The 15,499-nt window shown below is 69.0% G+C and carries 15 protein-coding genes and 1 tRNA gene; 11 read left to right on the top strand and 5 right to left on the bottom strand.

Annotated elements, in window-relative coordinates; genetic code table 11:
- Position 1: 1 nt before the first annotated feature.
- The 5 genes from G495_RS0104830 to flgF are packed head-to-tail and all read right to left on the bottom strand — an operon-like array spanning position 2 to position 4,506.
- A complete protein-coding gene (locus G495_RS0104830; RefSeq protein ID WP_035250922.1) occupies positions 2–1,135 on the bottom strand; it encodes a flagellar basal body P-ring protein FlgI in 1,134 nt (377 codons plus the stop codon).
- A gap of 20 nt (positions 1,136–1,155) precedes the next feature.
- Positions 1,156–1,860, bottom strand: coding sequence for a flagellar basal body L-ring protein FlgH (locus G495_RS0104825; RefSeq protein ID WP_028586871.1), 705 nt, complete (start codon positions 1,858–1,860; stop codon positions 1,156–1,158).
- 18 nt (positions 1,861–1,878) lie between these two features.
- A complete protein-coding gene (gene flgA / locus G495_RS0104820; protein WP_084457853.1) occupies positions 1,879–2,904 on the bottom strand; it encodes a flagellar basal body P-ring formation chaperone FlgA in 1,026 nt (341 codons plus the stop codon).
- A gap of 17 nt (positions 2,905–2,921) precedes the next feature.
- Positions 2,922–3,704, bottom strand: coding sequence for a flagellar basal-body rod protein FlgG (gene flgG / locus G495_RS0104815; RefSeq protein WP_028586869.1), 783 nt, complete (start codon positions 3,702–3,704; stop codon positions 2,922–2,924).
- A 19-nt stretch (positions 3,705–3,723) separates the two neighbouring features.
- Positions 3,724–4,506, bottom strand: coding sequence for a flagellar basal-body rod protein FlgF (gene flgF / locus G495_RS0104810; RefSeq protein WP_028586868.1), 783 nt, complete (start codon positions 4,504–4,506; stop codon positions 3,724–3,726).
- Positions 4,507–4,816: 310 nt separating this feature from the next.
- Here flgF and G495_RS0104805 point away from each other — a divergent pair.
- The 11 genes from G495_RS0104805 (at position 4,817) to pnp (ending at position 15,472) form a co-directional block, all read left to right on the top strand.
- Positions 4,817–4,891, top strand: a tRNA-Gly gene (locus G495_RS0104805).
- Between the two features lie 87 nt (positions 4,892–4,978).
- Complete coding sequence (locus G495_RS0104800) at positions 4,979–5,464, top strand: ribosome maturation factor RimP (RefSeq protein ID WP_028586867.1); 486 nt, start codon at positions 4,979–4,981, stop codon at positions 5,462–5,464.
- Positions 5,465–5,515: 51 nt separating this feature from the next.
- Positions 5,516–6,859, top strand: a complete 1,344-nt coding sequence (gene nusA / locus G495_RS17700) for a transcription termination factor NusA (protein ID WP_035250920.1) — start codon at positions 5,516–5,518, stop codon at positions 6,857–6,859.
- A 96-nt stretch (positions 6,860–6,955) separates the two neighbouring features.
- Positions 6,956–7,138 (top strand): DUF448 domain-containing protein, encoded by a 183-nt coding sequence (locus G495_RS20910; RefSeq protein ID WP_245588367.1) that lies wholly within the window; start codon positions 6,956–6,958, stop codon positions 7,136–7,138.
- Complete coding sequence (gene infB, locus G495_RS0104785) at positions 7,113–10,109, top strand: translation initiation factor IF-2 (RefSeq protein ID WP_028586866.1); 2,997 nt, start codon at positions 7,113–7,115, stop codon at positions 10,107–10,109. The genes G495_RS20910 and infB overlap by 26 nt, the downstream gene beginning before the upstream one ends.
- 50 nt (positions 10,110–10,159) lie before the next feature.
- Positions 10,160–10,480: a DUF503 domain-containing protein gene (locus tag G495_RS0104780; RefSeq protein WP_028586865.1), complete on the top strand. Its 321-nt coding sequence runs from the start codon at positions 10,160–10,162 to the stop codon at positions 10,478–10,480.
- A 16-nt stretch (positions 10,481–10,496) separates the two neighbouring features.
- On the top strand, positions 10,497–10,835 hold the full coding sequence (gene rbfA / locus G495_RS0104775; RefSeq protein WP_028586864.1) for a 30S ribosome-binding factor RbfA: 339 nt from the start codon (positions 10,497–10,499) through the stop codon (positions 10,833–10,835).
- Entirely contained in the window at positions 10,810–11,778 is a 969-nt protein-coding gene (locus G495_RS0104770) for a DHH family phosphoesterase (RefSeq protein ID WP_028586863.1), read from the top strand. The genes rbfA and G495_RS0104770 overlap by 26 nt, the downstream gene beginning before the upstream one ends.
- A 1-nt stretch (position 11,779) precedes the next feature.
- Positions 11,780–12,712 carry a tRNA pseudouridine(55) synthase TruB gene (gene truB / locus G495_RS0104765; RefSeq protein WP_028586862.1) on the top strand — a complete coding sequence of 311 codons (933 nt, stop codon included), beginning with the start codon at positions 11,780–11,782 and terminating at the stop codon, positions 12,710–12,712.
- A 42-nt stretch (positions 12,713–12,754) separates the two neighbouring features.
- Positions 12,755–13,024, top strand: coding sequence for a 30S ribosomal protein S15 (rpsO, locus tag G495_RS0104760; RefSeq protein WP_028586861.1), 270 nt, complete (start codon positions 12,755–12,757; stop codon positions 13,022–13,024).
- 180 nt (positions 13,025–13,204) lie between these two features.
- On the top strand, positions 13,205–15,472 hold the full coding sequence (gene pnp / locus G495_RS0104755; RefSeq protein WP_028586860.1) for a polyribonucleotide nucleotidyltransferase: 2,268 nt from the start codon (positions 13,205–13,207) through the stop codon (positions 15,470–15,472).
- Positions 15,473–15,499 lie beyond the last annotated feature (27 nt).

Genomic DNA, 15,499 nt, shown 5'->3' with positions numbered 1-15,499 from the left:
ACTAAATGACCTCCAGCTCCGCGTGCAGGGCGCCTGCGGCCTTGAGGGACTTGAGGATGGAAATCAGGTCGCGCGGGGTGGCGCCGATGGAGTTCAGCCCGTCGATGAGCTCCTGCAGGGTCGCGCCCTCCATCATCACCAGGCTGTTGTTCTCCTCCTGCACGTTCACGTCGGTCTGCGGGGTGACCACGGTCTGCCCGGCGCCGAAGGGCGCAGGCTGGGACACGTCGGCGCTCTCGCGGATGACGATGTGCAGGTTGCCGTGGGCCACGGCCACGCGCGTCAGGCGCACGTTGCGCCCAAGGACCACGGTGCCCGTCTTCTCGTCCACCACCACCCGGGCCTTGCCGTCGGGGGTCACGTCCAGGTTCTCCAGGGTGGCCATGAGCGGCACCAGGTTGCCCCGGAACTCCTGGGGCACGGTCAGGCGGATGGTGGTGATGTCCTCGGCGCGGGCGAAGTCCTGCCCCAGGGTGCTGTTGATGGAGTCCACCACGCTCATGGTGGTGGTGAAGTCGGCCACGTTCATGCTCAGGGTCAGCTCGTCCTGGGCGTTGTACTGGAAGGGCACGCCCCGCTCCACCGTGGCGCCGTTGGGGATGCTGCCCACGGTGGTGATGTTCTTCTGGGCCGCTGCGGCGGCGCCCTGCACCGACACCCCGCCCAGGGCCAGTGCCCCCTGGGCCAGGGCGTAGACGTTGCCGTCCACCCCGCGCAGGGGCGTGAGCAGGAGCACGCCGCCCAGCAGGCTCTGGGAGTCGCCCAGGGACGAGACGGTCACGTCCAGGGCGGTGCCGGGCCGGGCCGAGACGGGCATCCGGGCCGTGACCATCACCGCCGCCACGTTCTTGGGCTTGAGCTTGGTCTTGTCCACGGCCACGCCCATCTTCTCGAGCATGCTGGCCACGGACTGCACGGTGAACTGCGAGCCGGTCTTGTCGCCGGTGCCCGACAGGCCGACCACCAGCCCGTAGCCCACCAGCTGGTTGGAGCGCACGCCGCCGAAGGTGGCCACGTCCTTGAGGCGCACGGCCCAGGCGCTGGCGGGCAGCAGCACGAGCACGGCCAGGGCCAGGGCCGCCAGGCGGGCCTGGAGGCGGGGGCACGGGACGGCGGGGGCGGAAACAGTGGGCATGTGCCTTCTCCTTCTCGGGGCTAGAACGGCCAGACGTTGTCCAGCAGGCGGGTCATCCAGCCGGGGCGCTGCTTGTCGGCCAGGACGCCCTGGCCGTAGTACTCGATCTTGGCGTCGGCCATGTGCGTGGAGGCGATGGTGTTGGAGGGGCTGATGTCCTGCGAGCGCACCAGCCCGCGCACCACGATGACCTGCGTCTCGTTGTTGACCTTGACCTCGCGCGCGCCCTCGACCTCCATGAGCCCGCCGGGCATCACGCGCACCACGCGCGCGGCCAGGGTCGCCGAGACGTTGGATTCGCGCTTGGTCTCGCCCGTGCCCTCGAAGTTGCTCGACGAGCTGGCGCCGATCATGGGCGTGGTGCCCACCTTGCCCACCAGGCCCAGGCTGGGGCCGAAGGGCAGCAGGCGCGCGTCGTTCTTGTCGAACCAGTTGGTCACACCCATCTCCACACTGGAGGTGCGGTCGGCGGTGGTGTCGGCCTTGTTGGTGGCCTTGGCCACCTCGACGATCTCCACGATGACCACGTCGCCCACGCTCCGCGCGCGGGTGTCGCCGTAGAGGTAGTTGGCGTCAGAGGGGGTGAACAGCGACCCGGGGTTGTCCTGGGGCGCCGGGGCCTCGGCCACGGGCGGGGTCAGCACCGGGGTCGGCATGGGGGTCTTGCTCGACGTGGCGCATCCCGCCAGCAGCACGAGCGCCAGGGCTGCGATGGAAAACTTCATGACATGACTCCTTGGGTGCTAGCGCACCACGACCGTTTCCGCGTCCCGGATCTCGGCCACGATCTCGCGTTTGCTGTCCTTGTTGCGCACGACGATGGTATCGCCCAGTCGGCCGTCGGCCAGGGCCTCCACCTGGGCCATCAGGCGCACATGGCTGCCCTCGTAGACCAGGGTCAGGGTGTCGCCCCGGCTGACCAGGGGCACATCGTCCAGGTTGGCCTTGTAGATGATCTCGCCGGTGCCCATGGGCCGCACGGCGCGCAGGCCGAAGCGCCGCCCGTCCCAGGGCTCGCCGCGCAGGTAGGCGGCGTTCTTGCGCATGAAGGTGACCTTGTCGGGGGTCAGATCCTCGCGCGGGTTGATGGGCCGGGCCGCGCAGGCCACGCTCATCCACTGGTCCAGAAACACGGTGGCCCCGTACTTGCGCACGGTGATCTCGGCGGGGTTGACCTCGCGCAGCAGAAGCGACAGCCGCCCCGGCCCGAAGCCCCCGGCCACGTCCACGGCCAGGGAGTTCTGGGCATCGGCCAGGAAGACCTGCCCGGGCAGGCGGAAATCGCGCAGGGATACCTCGCCCTGCATGCCCGACACGCGCGCCGTCAGCGCCTCGGCCACCAGGGTGCGCAACTCGGCCTCGTCCAGCAGCCGCCCGCCGCGCTGCACCGTGAGCGGCCCCGACACCACGCACAGCTGGGCCAGGTCGCCCAGGTGGAAGCGCAACAGGCTGGCCAGCTTGCCGCGCGCGATGTTCTGCTGCTCGCCCTCGCGGGCGGGGGCGGGCCACAGGGGCGTGGCCGCCAGGGTCTGCCAGTGCTCGGCGGGCAACTCGCCCACGGGCCGGGCGATGTCGCCCAGCAGCACGGTTTCGGCCCGGGCCACGGCGGCGGGGGCCACGGCCAGGCGCCACGAGGCCTGCATGGTTCCCGCCTGGGCCACGGCGGCCAGAAGCGTCGCCAGCAACAGGGCCGCCGAGCCCAGCGCGGCCAGCCCGGGCGCGAAGCGTCCGAGCCTGCCCATTGCCGTGCGGCACCGCGTGCGTGTCATCGATCCGTCCTCCCTGCCTAGCGCTTGAGCTGGGTAGCCGTCTGAAGCATGGCGTCGGAGGTCTGCACGGCCTTGGAGTTGATCTCGTAGGCCCGCTGTCCGACGATCATGGCCACCATCTCGTCCACGATCTCGACGTTGGACATCTCCAGGAAGCCCTGGGCGATGGTTCCGAAATTCTCCTCGCCGGGCACGCCCTCGGTGGCCGCGCCCGAGGCCTCGGTCTCGGTGTAGAGGTTCTTGCCCATGGCCTTGAGGCCCGCGGGGTTGATGAAGGTGTAGGTGGGGATGTCCGTGGCGGCCAGCTCGTCGCCGTTCTTGTCCAGGGCCGCGATGTGCCCGGACTCGGTGACGACCACGTTGGCCGTCTCCACCGGCACGGTGAACTCGGGCTGGAGCACGTAGCCGTTGGCCGTGACCACGCGGCCCTCGTTGTCCAGCTTGAAGGCGCCCGCGCGGGTGTAGGCCATCTCGCCGTTGACATCCACCTGGAAGAACCCGTCGCCCTCGATGACCAGGTCCAGCGGGTTGCCGGTGTTCTGGAAATCGCCCTGGGTGAAGAACTTGTGCACCGTGGTCGGCTTGACGCCCATGCCCACCTGCATGCCGGTGGGGATGAGGTTCCCGGCCTCGGTGGGCGACCCGGCGATCTTCATGCTCTGGTACATGAGGTCCTCGAACTCGGCCCGGCTCTTTTTGAAGCCGATGGTGTTCACGTTGGCCAGGTTGTTGGAAATCACGTCGATATTGAGCTGCTGGGCGACCATGCCCGTGGCGGCGGTCCAAAGGGAGCGCATCATGGCTGGTTGTCCTCCTTACTTACTTGTCGCGGCCCACCTGTTCGGTGGCCTTGGTGTCGATTTCGCGCGTGTTGGTGATGATCTTCTGGTAGGCCTCGAAGGCGCGGTGGGTCTCGATCATATTGACCATCTCGGTGACCACCTCGACGTTGGGCATTTCCAGGTAGCCCTGCTCGACCACGGTTTCCGGCACGGGGATCTCCGCCGCCGCGCCCGGGGTGCGCACCCGGAAATAGGTGTGCCCGACCTTTTCCATGGCCAGCAGGTTGTCCAGCCCGACCACGGTCAGCGTGTCCACCTCCGCACCGTCCACGAAGATCTGCCCCCCGGCGTTGATGGTCACGTCGGCGCCCTGGGGCAGCTCTATGGGCCCGCCCTCGCCCAGCACGGCGTCGCCGTTGCCGTTGACCAGCACGCCCTCGGCGTTGCGGTGGAAGGCTCCGGCGCGGGTGTAGAACTCCTCGCCCTGGAACGTGCGGACCTTGAAGAACCCTTCGCCCGACAGGGCCACGTCCAGGGCGTTGCCCGTCTGCTTCACGCTGCCCTGGTCGAACTCGATCCGGGCCTCGGCAATGCGCGGCTTGGCGTAGTGGTCCGGGTCCGGGAACAAAAGCTCGGACTTCAGGTGCATCGAGGCTTCGCGGATGTCGTCGTGGGCATAGCGGATGAAGACGTCCTTGAAGGCCATCCGGTCGCGCTTGTAGCCCGTGGTGTTCACGTTCGCCAAATTGTTGGCGATGATGTTCAGGCGATGTTCCTGGGTCAAAGCCCCGAACATGGCGCTGTACATGCTTTCCTGCATCGTGTGGACCCTCCGTGGGGGTTTGCTCTGCCGCAAGGGAAGCAAATAGCGCGCCAAGGCCGGGCCGCCCAGGAAACGGCATGTATTCAAGGTTGTTGGAGCGAGAATCCGCCCGGCCCGGGCCCGGGGGGCGCCGTCAGAGGCCCGACCCCGGCTCCGCCCTGCGGCCCGCAGGCGCAACCCCGGCCCTACCTCGGGCCCAGCCCGGGCCTGGACAAAGAAACCCTGCGGACATAAAAGAGTTGACAACCGGGGGCGGTTTGGTAGAGAAGTTCGTTCGCGACGCCGGGGGGCCCCGGCGCGGCACGATGCGGGTGTAACTCAGTGGTAGAGTGTCAGCTTCCCAAGCTGAAGGTCGCGAGTTCGAATCTCGTCGCCCGCTCCAAATCAAAAACCTTTTACCCTCTCGCATCTCCCAGAAGATGATTCGAGTGGACCCCGGGGTCCACTTTTTTATTAAGGATTCCAAGGCATGACTGAAGACAGGATCCGCAAGGCCCTGGAGGAGCTGGCCGCTCCCCTGGCCCAGGCCATGGGCCTGACCCTGTGGGGGGTCGAGCTGTCCGGCGGGCACGGGCGCGGCGTGGTGCGTGTCTACCTCGACAGCGAGGCGGGCGTGACCGTGGACCAGTGCGCCGAGTTCTCGCGCGACCTTTCCGTGGTCCTGGACGTCGAGGACGTCGTGCCCGGCAGCTACTATCTCGAAGTCTCCTCCCCGGGGCTGGACCGGCCCTTCTTCTCCCCGGAGCAGATGCGCGGGCACGAGGGCGGCGAGGTGCAGGTGACCCTGCGCGACGCCGCCCAGGGCCGCCGCCGCTACCTGGGGCGGCTGGAAAGCGTCGAGCCCGACGGCTTCGTCGTGACCGAGGAGAACGGGCAGCCCGTGCGCGTCGCCTGGAGCAACGTGAAAAAGGCCGCCCTGCGCTACCAATTCCCTGCCAAGGGACAGAAGGCATAACGTCGAAGCGACGGCCCGCCCCGGGCTCGGATGCGACTGGAGGCATAACTCATGGGCATGGAACTGAAAAAGGCCATCGACCAGATCAGCAAGGACAAGGGCATCGACCGCGACATGCTGGTGGACACCCTCGAAGAGGCCGTACGTTCCTCCGTGCTGCGCAAGTACGGCGAGGACATGGACGTCGAGGTCAGCTACAACGACGAGCAGGGCGAGATCGAGGTCTACCAGTTCAAGGCCGTGGTGGAGACCGTGGAGAACCCGGCCATCGAGATTTCCCTGGACGACGCCCGCAAGTCCGACCCCGGCGCGCAGATCGACGACGAGCTGGGCTTCCGCCTGAGCATCGAGGACCTGGGGCGCATCGCCGCCCAGTCGGCCAAGCAGGTCATCATCCAGCGCATGCGCGACGCCGAGCAGGAGATCATCTACGAGGAATACAAGGACCGCGTGGGCGAGATCGTCTCCGGCATCATCCAGCGCCGCGACAAGACGGGCTGGATCATCAACCTCGGGCGCACCGAGGCCCTGTTGCCCAAGGAAGAGCAGATCCCCCGCGAGCGCTACAAGCGCGGCGACCGCGTGCAGGCCTACCTCATCGAGGTGCGCCGCGAGGGCCGGGGCCCGCAGGTCATCGTCTCGCGTTCGCACCCCGACTACATGGTCGCCCTGTTCAAGCGCGAGGTGCCCGAGGTTGCCGACGGCACCGTGAGCATCCTGGGCGTGGCCCGCGACCAGGGCAGCCGCGCCAAGGTCGCCGTGACCTCCCACGACCGCGACGTGGACCCCGTGGGCGCCTGCGTGGGCATCCGCGGCTCGCGCATCCAGAACGTGGTCCAGGAGCTGCGCGGCGAGCGCATCGACATCGTGGTCTGGAGCCCGGACGTGGCGACCTACGCCGTCAACGCCCTGTCCCCCGCCGTGATCACCCGCATCACCGTGGACGAGGACGAGAAGATGCTCGAGGTGGTGGTACCCGACAGCCAGCTGACCCTGGCCATCGGGCGCAAGGGCCAGAACGTCAAGCTGGCCTCCAAGCTGCTGGGCTGGAAAATCGACATTTTCACCGAAAGCCGCTACGGCGAACTGCACGCCGAGCTGCAAACCCTGGAGCAGATCGCCAGCGTGGCCGAGATCTCCGTGGACCGGCTGCTTTCCTCGGGCTACGACACCATGGAGAAGCTGGACAACGCCACCGACGAGGAACTCCTGGAAATCGAATCCATTACAGAAGACCGCATCGGCGACATCCGCTCGGCCATCAACCTGCTGCGCTCCTTCCGGGCCAGCGAGGCGGGCGCCGCCGACCAGGATGAGGACCAGGACGAGGACCAGGACCAGGACGAAACCCAGGACGCCCCCGAGGCCGGGACCCCGGACCGGGGCGAAGCCTAGGCCCGCAGGTCGGGCAGGGGCATGGCGCAGGACGACAAGGGCCAGGGGCCGATCCGCAGGTGCGTGATCTGCGGGGCCAGGCTGCCCAAGCGCGACATGACGCGCTACGTCTGCCCCGGTGGCGGCCAGGAGCCGACCCCGGACCCGACCCAGACCATGCCGGGACGCGGCTTCTACTGCTGCCCGGCGCCGACATGCATACGACAGTTAGGGAAATACAAGGGCTGGCGGAAGAAATGCCAAGGGGAAAAACGTGGTAGAAAGCAAGCTTCGGGTTAAGGACATCGCTGTGGAACTCGGGATCGGCAACAAGGACGTCATGCAGGCGTGCCGCGATCTCGATATCCCGGTCAAGAGCCATATGAGCACCCTCGAGGACGACGAGGCCGACCAGGTCCGCGCCCATGTGAAGAAGGGCGCCAAGGCCACCGAGGTCGTGCTCAAGGAAGTGCAGCCCGGCATGGTCGTCCGCCGCCGCCGCAAGGCCGTGCGCCCCGGCGAGGCTCCCGCCGCCGCCGACGAGGACGCAGGCGACGACGAGACCCAGGACCACGAGCCCGAGGATGAACCCCGGGCCGAGGCCCCCTGCGCCCCCGAAGCCAGCGCCGACGACGACGCCCAGGCCGAGCCCCCCGCGCCCAGGCCCGCCCGCAAGGCCCGCGTGGTCCGCGAGACGCCCAAGGCCCGCATCATCTCCGCTGCCGACCTGCACACGCCCGACGCCCCCCCGGCGCCCGGGGCCGACACCGCCGTGCCCGAGGCCCAGGCGCCCGAAGCCGCCCAGGCCCCCGAGGCCGCTGCCCCGGCGCCCGAGGCCCAGGCCGAGGCTCCGGCTCCCGAAGCCCCGCAGGCGCAGGACCAGCCCGAGGCCCCCGTGCAGGCCGAGACCCCCGGCCAGGATGTGGCCGACGAGCCCGGCGAGGAGGCCCCCGCCCGGAGCGAGGCCGCCGACGAGCCCGTGGCCGAGGGCGCCGAAGGCGCCGAGGACGGCGAGGGCGCGCTGAAGAAGAAGAAAAAGAAGAAGATCGTCATCACGCCCAAGGTGCGTGTCATTTCCCGGCCCGATCCGGCCCTGATGCCCGCGGCCATGGAAGAGCCGCAGCAGGAGCGCCAGAAGCCGGTGCTGCGCCTGCGCGGCCAGGGCCCTGCGCCGAGCGGCCCCGGCGGCCCCGGCGGGCCTTCCCGCCCCGGCGGCTATGGTGGCCCCGGCGGCCCTGGCGGCCCGGCCCGGCCCGGTGGCTACGGCGGTCCGCCCCGTTCCGGCGGCTTTGCCGGGCCCGGGGCCGGCCCTGCCCCCGGCGAGGCCCCTGCGGGCGACTCCGGCGACGCCAGCAAGAAGCGCCGCAAGAAGGACCGCCGCGTGGTGGATTTCTCCTACAAGGAGGACGTGCCCAAGGGCTTCGACCGCGGCAAGAAGGGCAAGAAGACCCGCCGCGACCGGCGCGGCTTCGAGATTCCCGAGCCGCAGGGCACCCAGCCCATCAAGGCCGCCAAGCGCAAGGTGCGCGTGGAAGACGCCATCCGCCTGGCCGATCTGGCCAAGAGCATGGGCATCAAGGCCCAGGCGCTGATCAAGGTGCTCTTCGCCCAGTTCGGGCTGATGGCCACCATCAACCAGTCCCTGGACTACGACACCGCCACCCTGGTGGCCGCCGAGTTCGGCTACGAGCTGGAAAAGGTGGGCTTCTCCGAGGACGAATACCTGGTGCCCAAGGAGCAGGACAGCCCCGAGACCCTGGTCTCCCGCGCTCCGGTGGTCACCATCATGGGCCACGTGGACCACGGCAAGACCTCGCTGCTGGACGCCATCCGCAAGTCCAAGATCGCCTCGGGCGAGGCTGGCGGCATCACCCAGCACATCGGCGCCTACGACGTGACCACCCCGCGCGGCAAGATCGTGTTCCTGGACACCCCGGGCCACGCGGCCTTTACGGCCATGCGCGCCCGCGGCGCCCAGGTCACGGACATCGTCATCCTGGTGGTGGCTGCCGACGACGGCGTCATGGAGCAGACCCGCGAGGCCATCAGCCACTCCAAGGCCGCAGGCGTGCCGATCATCGTGGCCGTGAACAAGATGGACAAGCCCGAGGCCAACCCCGAGCGCGTCATGCGCGAGCTGGCCGAACAGGGCCTGTCGTCCGAGGAATGGGGCGGCGAGACCATCTTCGTCAACGTGTCGGCCAAGGCCGGGACGAACCTGGACACCCTGCTGGAAATGGTCCTGCTCCAGGCCGAGGTGCTCGAGCTCAAGGCCAACCCCGACAAGCCCGCCCAGGGCCATATCGTCGAGGCGCGGCTGGACAAGGGCCGCGGCCCGGTGGCCACGGTGCTCATCACCGCAGGCACCCTGCGCCAGGGCGACAGCTTCGTGTGCGGCACGCAGAACGGCAAGGTCCGCGCCATGTTCAACGACCAGGGCCGCAAGCTCAAGGAGGCCGGACCGGCCACCCCGGTGGAGGTCCAGGGCTTCGACGGCATCCCCCAGGCGGGCGACCTGTTCGTGTGCGTGGACGACGAGAAGGTGGCCCGGCGCATCGCGGGCAACCGCCAGCTCAAGGAGCGCGAGCGCACCCTGGCCCGCGAGTCCAAGGTCACCCTGGAGAGCTTCATGGCCTCCAAGCCCGGCGCCGAGGCCCAGAACCTGAACCTCGTGCTCAAGGCCGACGTGCAGGGCTCCCTGGAAGCCATCGTGGACGCCCTCAAGAAGCTGTCCACCGATGCCGTGAAGGTCAACGTCATCCACGGCGGGGCCGGGGCGATCACCGAGTCGGACATCCTGCTGGCGGCGGCCTCCGAGGCCATCGTCATCGGCTTCAACGTCCGGCCCACGGCCAAGATCAAGGAGGTCGCCGACCACGAGAATGTGGACGTGCGCTTCTACGACATCATCTACAAGCTGGTCAGCGACGTGAAGGACGCCATGACCGGCATGCTGGCCCCGGTGATCTCCGAGAAGTACCTGGGCCAGGCCGAGGTCCGCGAAACCTTCAGCATCCCCAAGGTCGGCACCATCGCGGGCTGCTACGTGGTGGACGGCGAGCTGCGCCGCAACTCCAAGGTCCGCCTGCTGCGCGACGGCGTGGTGGTCTACACGGGTACGCTGTCCTCCCTCAAGCGCTTCAAGGACGACGCCAAGGAAGTGCGCCGCGGCTACGAATGCGGCGCGGCCCTGGACAAGTTCAACGACGTGAAGGTCGGCGACGTCATCGAGGCCTTCGAAGAGGTGGAAACCGCCGCGACTTTGGATTAACCTGGACCTGACGGCCCCGGGCACGACGTCCGGGGCCGCCCGGCGGCCCCATGATCATCGGCGTGCTCAGCCTGACCTTCCGCCTGCACGGCAACCGCACCCTCAAGGGCAAGCGGCAGGTGGCGGCCAGCCTGAAGCAGAAGCTGCGCAACACCTTCAACGTCGCCGTGAGCGAGGTCGCCCGCCAGGACGACCCCGGCACCCTGGTCCTGGCCGTGGCCACCGTCGCGCCCGACTCGCGCACGGCCCAAAGCCGCCTGGACAAGGCCCTCATGCACGCCCAGGCCGCCACCGCCGAGGAACTGGCCGACTCGGCCATCGAACTGTTCTCCGCCGACGGCGCCGACGCCCCGGGCGAGGACTGGAACTGAATTTTCAGGAGCCTTCATGCACCCTTCCGGCTCACGCCGCGCCCACAGAATGGCCGACCAGATCATGCGCGAGGTCTCCGAAATGCTCGCCCTGGAGGTAGCCGACCCCCGGCTGGCCATGATCACCGTGAGCGGAGCGCGCATGAACAAGGACCTGTCCATAGCCGAGGTGCTCTACTCCGCCCCCGCCGGGGCGGACCTGGACGCCGTGCGCGCTGCCCTGGACAAGGCCGCGTCCTACCTGCGCGGCGGCCTGGGCAAGCGCCTGAAGACCAAGTTCATCCCCCGGCTGGTCTTCGTGCATGACGACTACCTCGAGGAAATGGTGTATGGAAAAGGCCCTCAAGCAGGTTAGCGCCGCGCTCACGGGTGGCGAAACCTTCCTGGTGGCCGCCCACACCGGGCCCGACGGCGACGCCATCGGCTCGACCTTCGCCCTGGGGCACCTGCTGGTGCGCCTGGGCAAGCAGGTGGCGCTGTACAACGCCAGCGGCCTGCCCGAGCAGTTCCACTGGCTCACGCCCCCCGCGCCGCTCACGGACCAGCTGCCCCAGGGCCCCTTCGACTGGACCATCGCCCTGGATTGCGGCGACCGCACGCGCTTGGGCGACGAGCTGGCCGGGCGCTTCGGCACCCAGGGCACCATCAACATCGACCACCACCTGGGCAACCCCGGCTACGCGCAGATCAACTGGGTGGACACGGGATTTGCCTCGGTGGGCGAGATGATCGCCCGGCTGGCCGCCGAGCTGGACGTGCCCCTGTCCGGCGCCCTGGGCGAGGCCGTGTACCTGGCCATGATCACCGACACGGGCTATTTCAGCTACGGCAACACCCACCCCGAGACCCTGGAGCTGGCCGCCGAAATCCTGCGCCAGGGCCTGGACCCCGAAGACTTCAACGCCAAGCTCCAGAACCAGTGGACCCTGGGCCGCGTCCAGCTCTGGGCCCGCGTGCTGGACACCGCCGAGCTGCATTTTGGCGGCGCCGTGGGCGTCATCCGCATCACGGGCGCCATGTTCGAGGCCACGGGCACCCAGAGCGCCGACACCGAGGGCGTGGTCAACTACATCCGGCGCATCAAGGGCGTGCGCGCCGCCGTGTGCCTGCGCGAAGACAGCCCGGAGCTGACCAAGGTCAGCCTGCGCTCGTGGGGCAACGTCAACGTGCAGGCCGTGGCCGCCGAGCTTGGCGGCGGCGGCCACCGCAACGCCGCCGGATGCGTGGTGGCCGCGCCCATGGCCGAGGCCCAGGCCCTGGTGCTCGAAGCCGCCGGGCGCGTTCTGGGGCTGGCCTAGGGTGGGACGCAGCAGGAAACGCGGCGCGGCCCAGCAGGACGGCGTGCTGGTGCTCGACAAGCCCGGCGGGCCGACCTCGGCGGGCTGCCTGAACACCATCCGCCGGGCGCTGGACCAGGGCAAGATCGGCCACGCCGGGACCCTGGACCCCATGGCCACCGGCGTGCTGCTCGTGCTGCTGGGCCACGGCACCAAGCTGGCGCCCTTCCTGACCGAGGGGCCCAAGACCTACGTGGGCGAACTGCGCCTGGGCGTGAGCACCGACAGCTACGACGCCCAGGGCGAGGTGGTCGCGGAAAAGCCGTTTGACCACCTGTCCCCTGCCGATGTAGAGTCGGCTGTTCTCGACTGGGAGGCGCTCACCACGCAGGACGTGCCCCCAGTTTCCGCGGCCAAGCATGAAGGCAGGCCGTTGTATGCTTTGGCGCGCGCGGGCAAGGACGTGCCCGTGAAGACCAAGGCCATTGAAATTTACCGCGTGCAGGTGCTGGAAACGGCTCTGCCGCTGGTGCGCTTCCGGGTGACGGTGAGCGCTGGCACCTATGTACGGTCCCTGGTCCACAGCTTGGGGATTCGACTTGGGTGCGGCGCGATGCTCACCGCCCTGACCCGGGAGCGATGCCATCCGTTCGGCCTCGACCAGGCCCACGGCCTGGACGACGTGGTCGGCAAGCCCGAGGAGTTCCCCGGGCGGGTCATCCCCCTGCGGGATGCCCTGCCGCACTGGCCCCTGGCGACCCTGACCGGGGAGCAGGCCGGGGCCGTGCGCAACGGGACCTGGCTCCCGGTGGCCCAGGCTCCCGCTCCGGGAGCCACGGGCGCCCCGGGCGAGCGCGTGATGCTCGCCGACCCCGACGGCACGCCCCTGGCCCTGGCCGAGGCGAAAGAGCGCGATGGCAGCGTGTACTGGTCCATCCTGCGGGGCCTCTGGTAGCCCCACCGCCGCTGACGGCACAAGAAAACGGAGGATAACGCTGTGGTCATGACCGCCGACGACAAGGCAAAAGTGATTGAGGAGTACAAGCTCGGGGACAAGGACACCGGCTCCCCCGAGGTCCAGGTGGCGCTGCTCACGCACCGCATCCAGTACCTCACCGAGCACTTCAAGGTGCACGCCAAGGACTTCCACTCGCGCACCGGCCTGCTCAAGCTGGTCGGCCAGCGCCGGAAGCTTCTGAACTACCTGAAGAAGAAGGACGTCCAGCGCTACCGCGACATCATCGCGCGCCTGGGCATCCGCAAGTAGCTGACCGAGGGGGCTTCCCGCCGGGGAAGCCCCCACCCCTTTGAAGGCGACCGCTGTGAGGTTGCGACGATGCGGCGTCCCGCGCCCGGACGCCCCACCCTCCCAACTTTGCAGCCATGGTCCTTCAAAGGGGACGACGCGGCAACGCGCCGCACGAACATCTTACCCAATGAGGTTTCCATGACGCTCGAATTCAACCCCATCCGCACCACCGCGACCATCGCGGGCCGCGAGATCACCTTCGAGACCGGCAAGCTGGCCAAGCAGGCCCACGGGGCCGTGTGGGTCCAGTGCGGCGGCACCGTGGTGCTGGTCACCGCCGTGACCCAGCTGCTGCCCGAGGACAAGGGCTTCTTCCCCCTGACCGTGGAGTACAAGGAGCTGGCCTACGCCGCCGGGCGCATCCCGGGCAGCTTCTTCCGCCGCGAGATCGGCCGCCCCAGCGAGCGCGAGATCCTGGTCTGCCGGCTCATCGACCGCCCGCACCGCCCGCTGTTCCCCGAAGGCTTCCGCGACGAGGTGCAGATCATCGCCCAGGTCCACAGCGCCGACGACGAGATCGATCCCGACGTTCTGGCCATCTGCGGCACCTCGGCGGCCCTGCACATCTCCAAGATCCCCTTCATGGGCCCCATCGCCGGCGCCCGCGTGGGCTACGTCAACAAGCAGTTCGTGTTCAACCCGACCTACGCCGAGGTGGAGGCCAGCGAGCTGAACATCGTGGTCGCGGGCACCAGGGACGCCGTGGTCATGGTCGAGGGCATGGCCAGCTTCGCCCCCGAGGCGCTCATCGCCGACGCCATCGAGTGGGGCCACCAGCAGATGCAGCCCCTGCTCGACGCCCAGGAGGCGCTGCGCGCCCAGTGCGGCGTGACCAAGCTCGAAACCGCCGCGCCCAAGGTGGACACCGAGCTGCTGGCCGCCGTGGAAGAGCTGGCCACCCCGGCCCTCAAGCAGGCCCTGGCCATCCGCACCAAGCTGGAGCGCTACGCCGCCAAGGACGAGGTCAAGGACAGCGTGAAGCAGGCCCTGGCCGAGCGCTTCGCCGAGGACGCCCCCGCGCGCCTGAAGCCCCTGGGCGACATGCTCAAGGACATCACCAAGCGCGTGGTGCGCGAGCGCATCCGCACCGAGCGCACCCGCATCGACGGGCGCGGGCTGGACCAGGTGCGCCCCCTGGGCATCGAGGTCGGCGTGCTGCCGCGCACCCACGGCTCGGCCCTGTTCAGCCGTGGCGAAACCCAGGCCCTGGTCACCACCACCCTGGGCTCCACGCGCGACGAGCAGCGCACCGACTCGCTCATGGGCGACGACGTGAAACGCTTCATGCTGCACTACAACTTCCCGCCCTACTGCGTGGGCGAGGTCAAGATGATGCGCGGGCCGTCGCGGCGCGACATCGGCCACGGCACCCTGGCCCTGCGCGCCATCACGCCCATCCTGCCCGACCAGGAGAAGTTCCCCTTCACCCTGCGCGTGGTGTCCGAGATCCTGGAGTCCAACGGCTCCTCGTCCATGGCCACCGTGTGCGGCGCCTCCCTCTCGCTGATGGATGCGGGCGTTCCGGTGTCTAACGCCATCGCGGGAGTGGCCATGGGCCTCATCAAGGAAGGCGACGAGTACCTGGTGCTCACGGACATCCTCGGCGACGAGGACGCCCTGGGCGACATGGACTTCAAGGTCGCGGGCTCCAAGGACGGCGTCACCGCCATCCAGATGGACATCAAGATCGCGGGCATCCCCCCGGAGGTGCTGCGCAGCGCCCTGGCCCAGGCCCGACAGGGCCGCCTGCACATCCTGGACGGCATGAACGCGATCATCGCCGCGCCGCGCCCCGAGCTCTCGCCCCTGGCGCCGCAGCTCGAGATCGTGCACGTCAACCCCGAGAAGATCCGCTCGGTCATCGGCCCCGGCGGCAAGAACATCAAGGCCATCACCGCCGCCACCGCCGCCTCCATCGACATCGACGACAGCGGCAGCGTGATGATCTTCGCGCCCAACTCCGAGTCCATGGCCCTGGCCAAGGAAATGGTGCTCTACCACGACCAGACCCCCGACGTGGGCCGCAACTACGACGGCCGGGTCACCAAGGTCATCGACTGCGGCGCGGTGGTGGAGATCCTGCCCGGCGTGGACGGGCTGGTGCACATCTCCCAGCTGGCCGAGGATCGCGTGGAGAACGTCACCGACGTGGTCAAGCTCGGCGACAACGTGCGCGTCAAGGTGCTGGAAGTGGAGCCCTCGGGCCGCGTGCGCCTGTCGCGCAAGGCCGTGCAGATGGAAGAGCGCGGCGTGGAGGTCGATCTGGCCGAGTTCGCCAAGTCCCCGGGCCGTCGGCCCGGCGGGGACCGCGACCGCGGCGGGCGCCGTGACGACCGCGGCGACCGTGGCGACCGCGGTGGCCGTGACCGCGGCGGGCGCGACCGCGACCGCGGCGGCAGACGCTAACGCGCACAGACCATGACCCATCCAAGG

Source organism: Desulfocurvus vexinensis DSM 17965 (assembly GCF_000519125.1).
GTDB classification, from domain to species: Bacteria; Desulfobacterota; Desulfovibrionia; order Desulfovibrionales; family Desulfovibrionaceae; genus Desulfocurvus; species Desulfocurvus vexinensis.
This window is presented reverse-complemented; position numbering and strand designations above follow the sequence as displayed.

Coding starts and splice junctions, on each gene's coding strand:
- G495_RS0104780 (WP_028586865.1), top strand. CDS start 10,160: ATGATCATCGGCGTGCTCAGCCTGACCTTCCGCCTGCACGGCAACCGC.
- G495_RS0104825 (WP_028586871.1), bottom strand. CDS start 1,860: ATGAAGTTTTCCATCGCAGCCCTGGCGCTCGTGCTGCTGGCGGGATGC.
- flgF (WP_028586868.1), bottom strand. CDS start 4,506: ATGCAGGAAAGCATGTACAGCGCCATGTTCGGGGCTTTGACCCAGGAA.
- G495_RS20910 (WP_245588367.1), top strand. CDS start 6,956: ATGACGCGCTACGTCTGCCCCGGTGGCGGCCAGGAGCCGACCCCGGAC.
- G495_RS0104770 (WP_028586863.1), top strand. CDS start 10,810: ATGGAAAAGGCCCTCAAGCAGGTTAGCGCCGCGCTCACGGGTGGCGAA.
- nusA (WP_035250920.1), top strand. CDS start 5,516: ATGGGCATGGAACTGAAAAAGGCCATCGACCAGATCAGCAAGGACAAG.
- flgA (WP_084457853.1), bottom strand. CDS start 2,904: ATGACACGCACGCGGTGCCGCACGGCAATGGGCAGGCTCGGACGCTTC.
- G495_RS0104800 (WP_028586867.1), top strand. CDS start 4,979: ATGACTGAAGACAGGATCCGCAAGGCCCTGGAGGAGCTGGCCGCTCCC.
- pnp (WP_028586860.1), top strand. CDS start 13,205: ATGACGCTCGAATTCAACCCCATCCGCACCACCGCGACCATCGCGGGC.
- rbfA (WP_028586864.1), top strand. CDS start 10,497: ATGCACCCTTCCGGCTCACGCCGCGCCCACAGAATGGCCGACCAGATC.
- flgG (WP_028586869.1), bottom strand. CDS start 3,704: ATGATGCGCTCCCTTTGGACCGCCGCCACGGGCATGGTCGCCCAGCAG.
- G495_RS0104830 (WP_035250922.1), bottom strand. CDS start 1,135: ATGCCCACTGTTTCCGCCCCCGCCGTCCCGTGCCCCCGCCTCCAGGCC.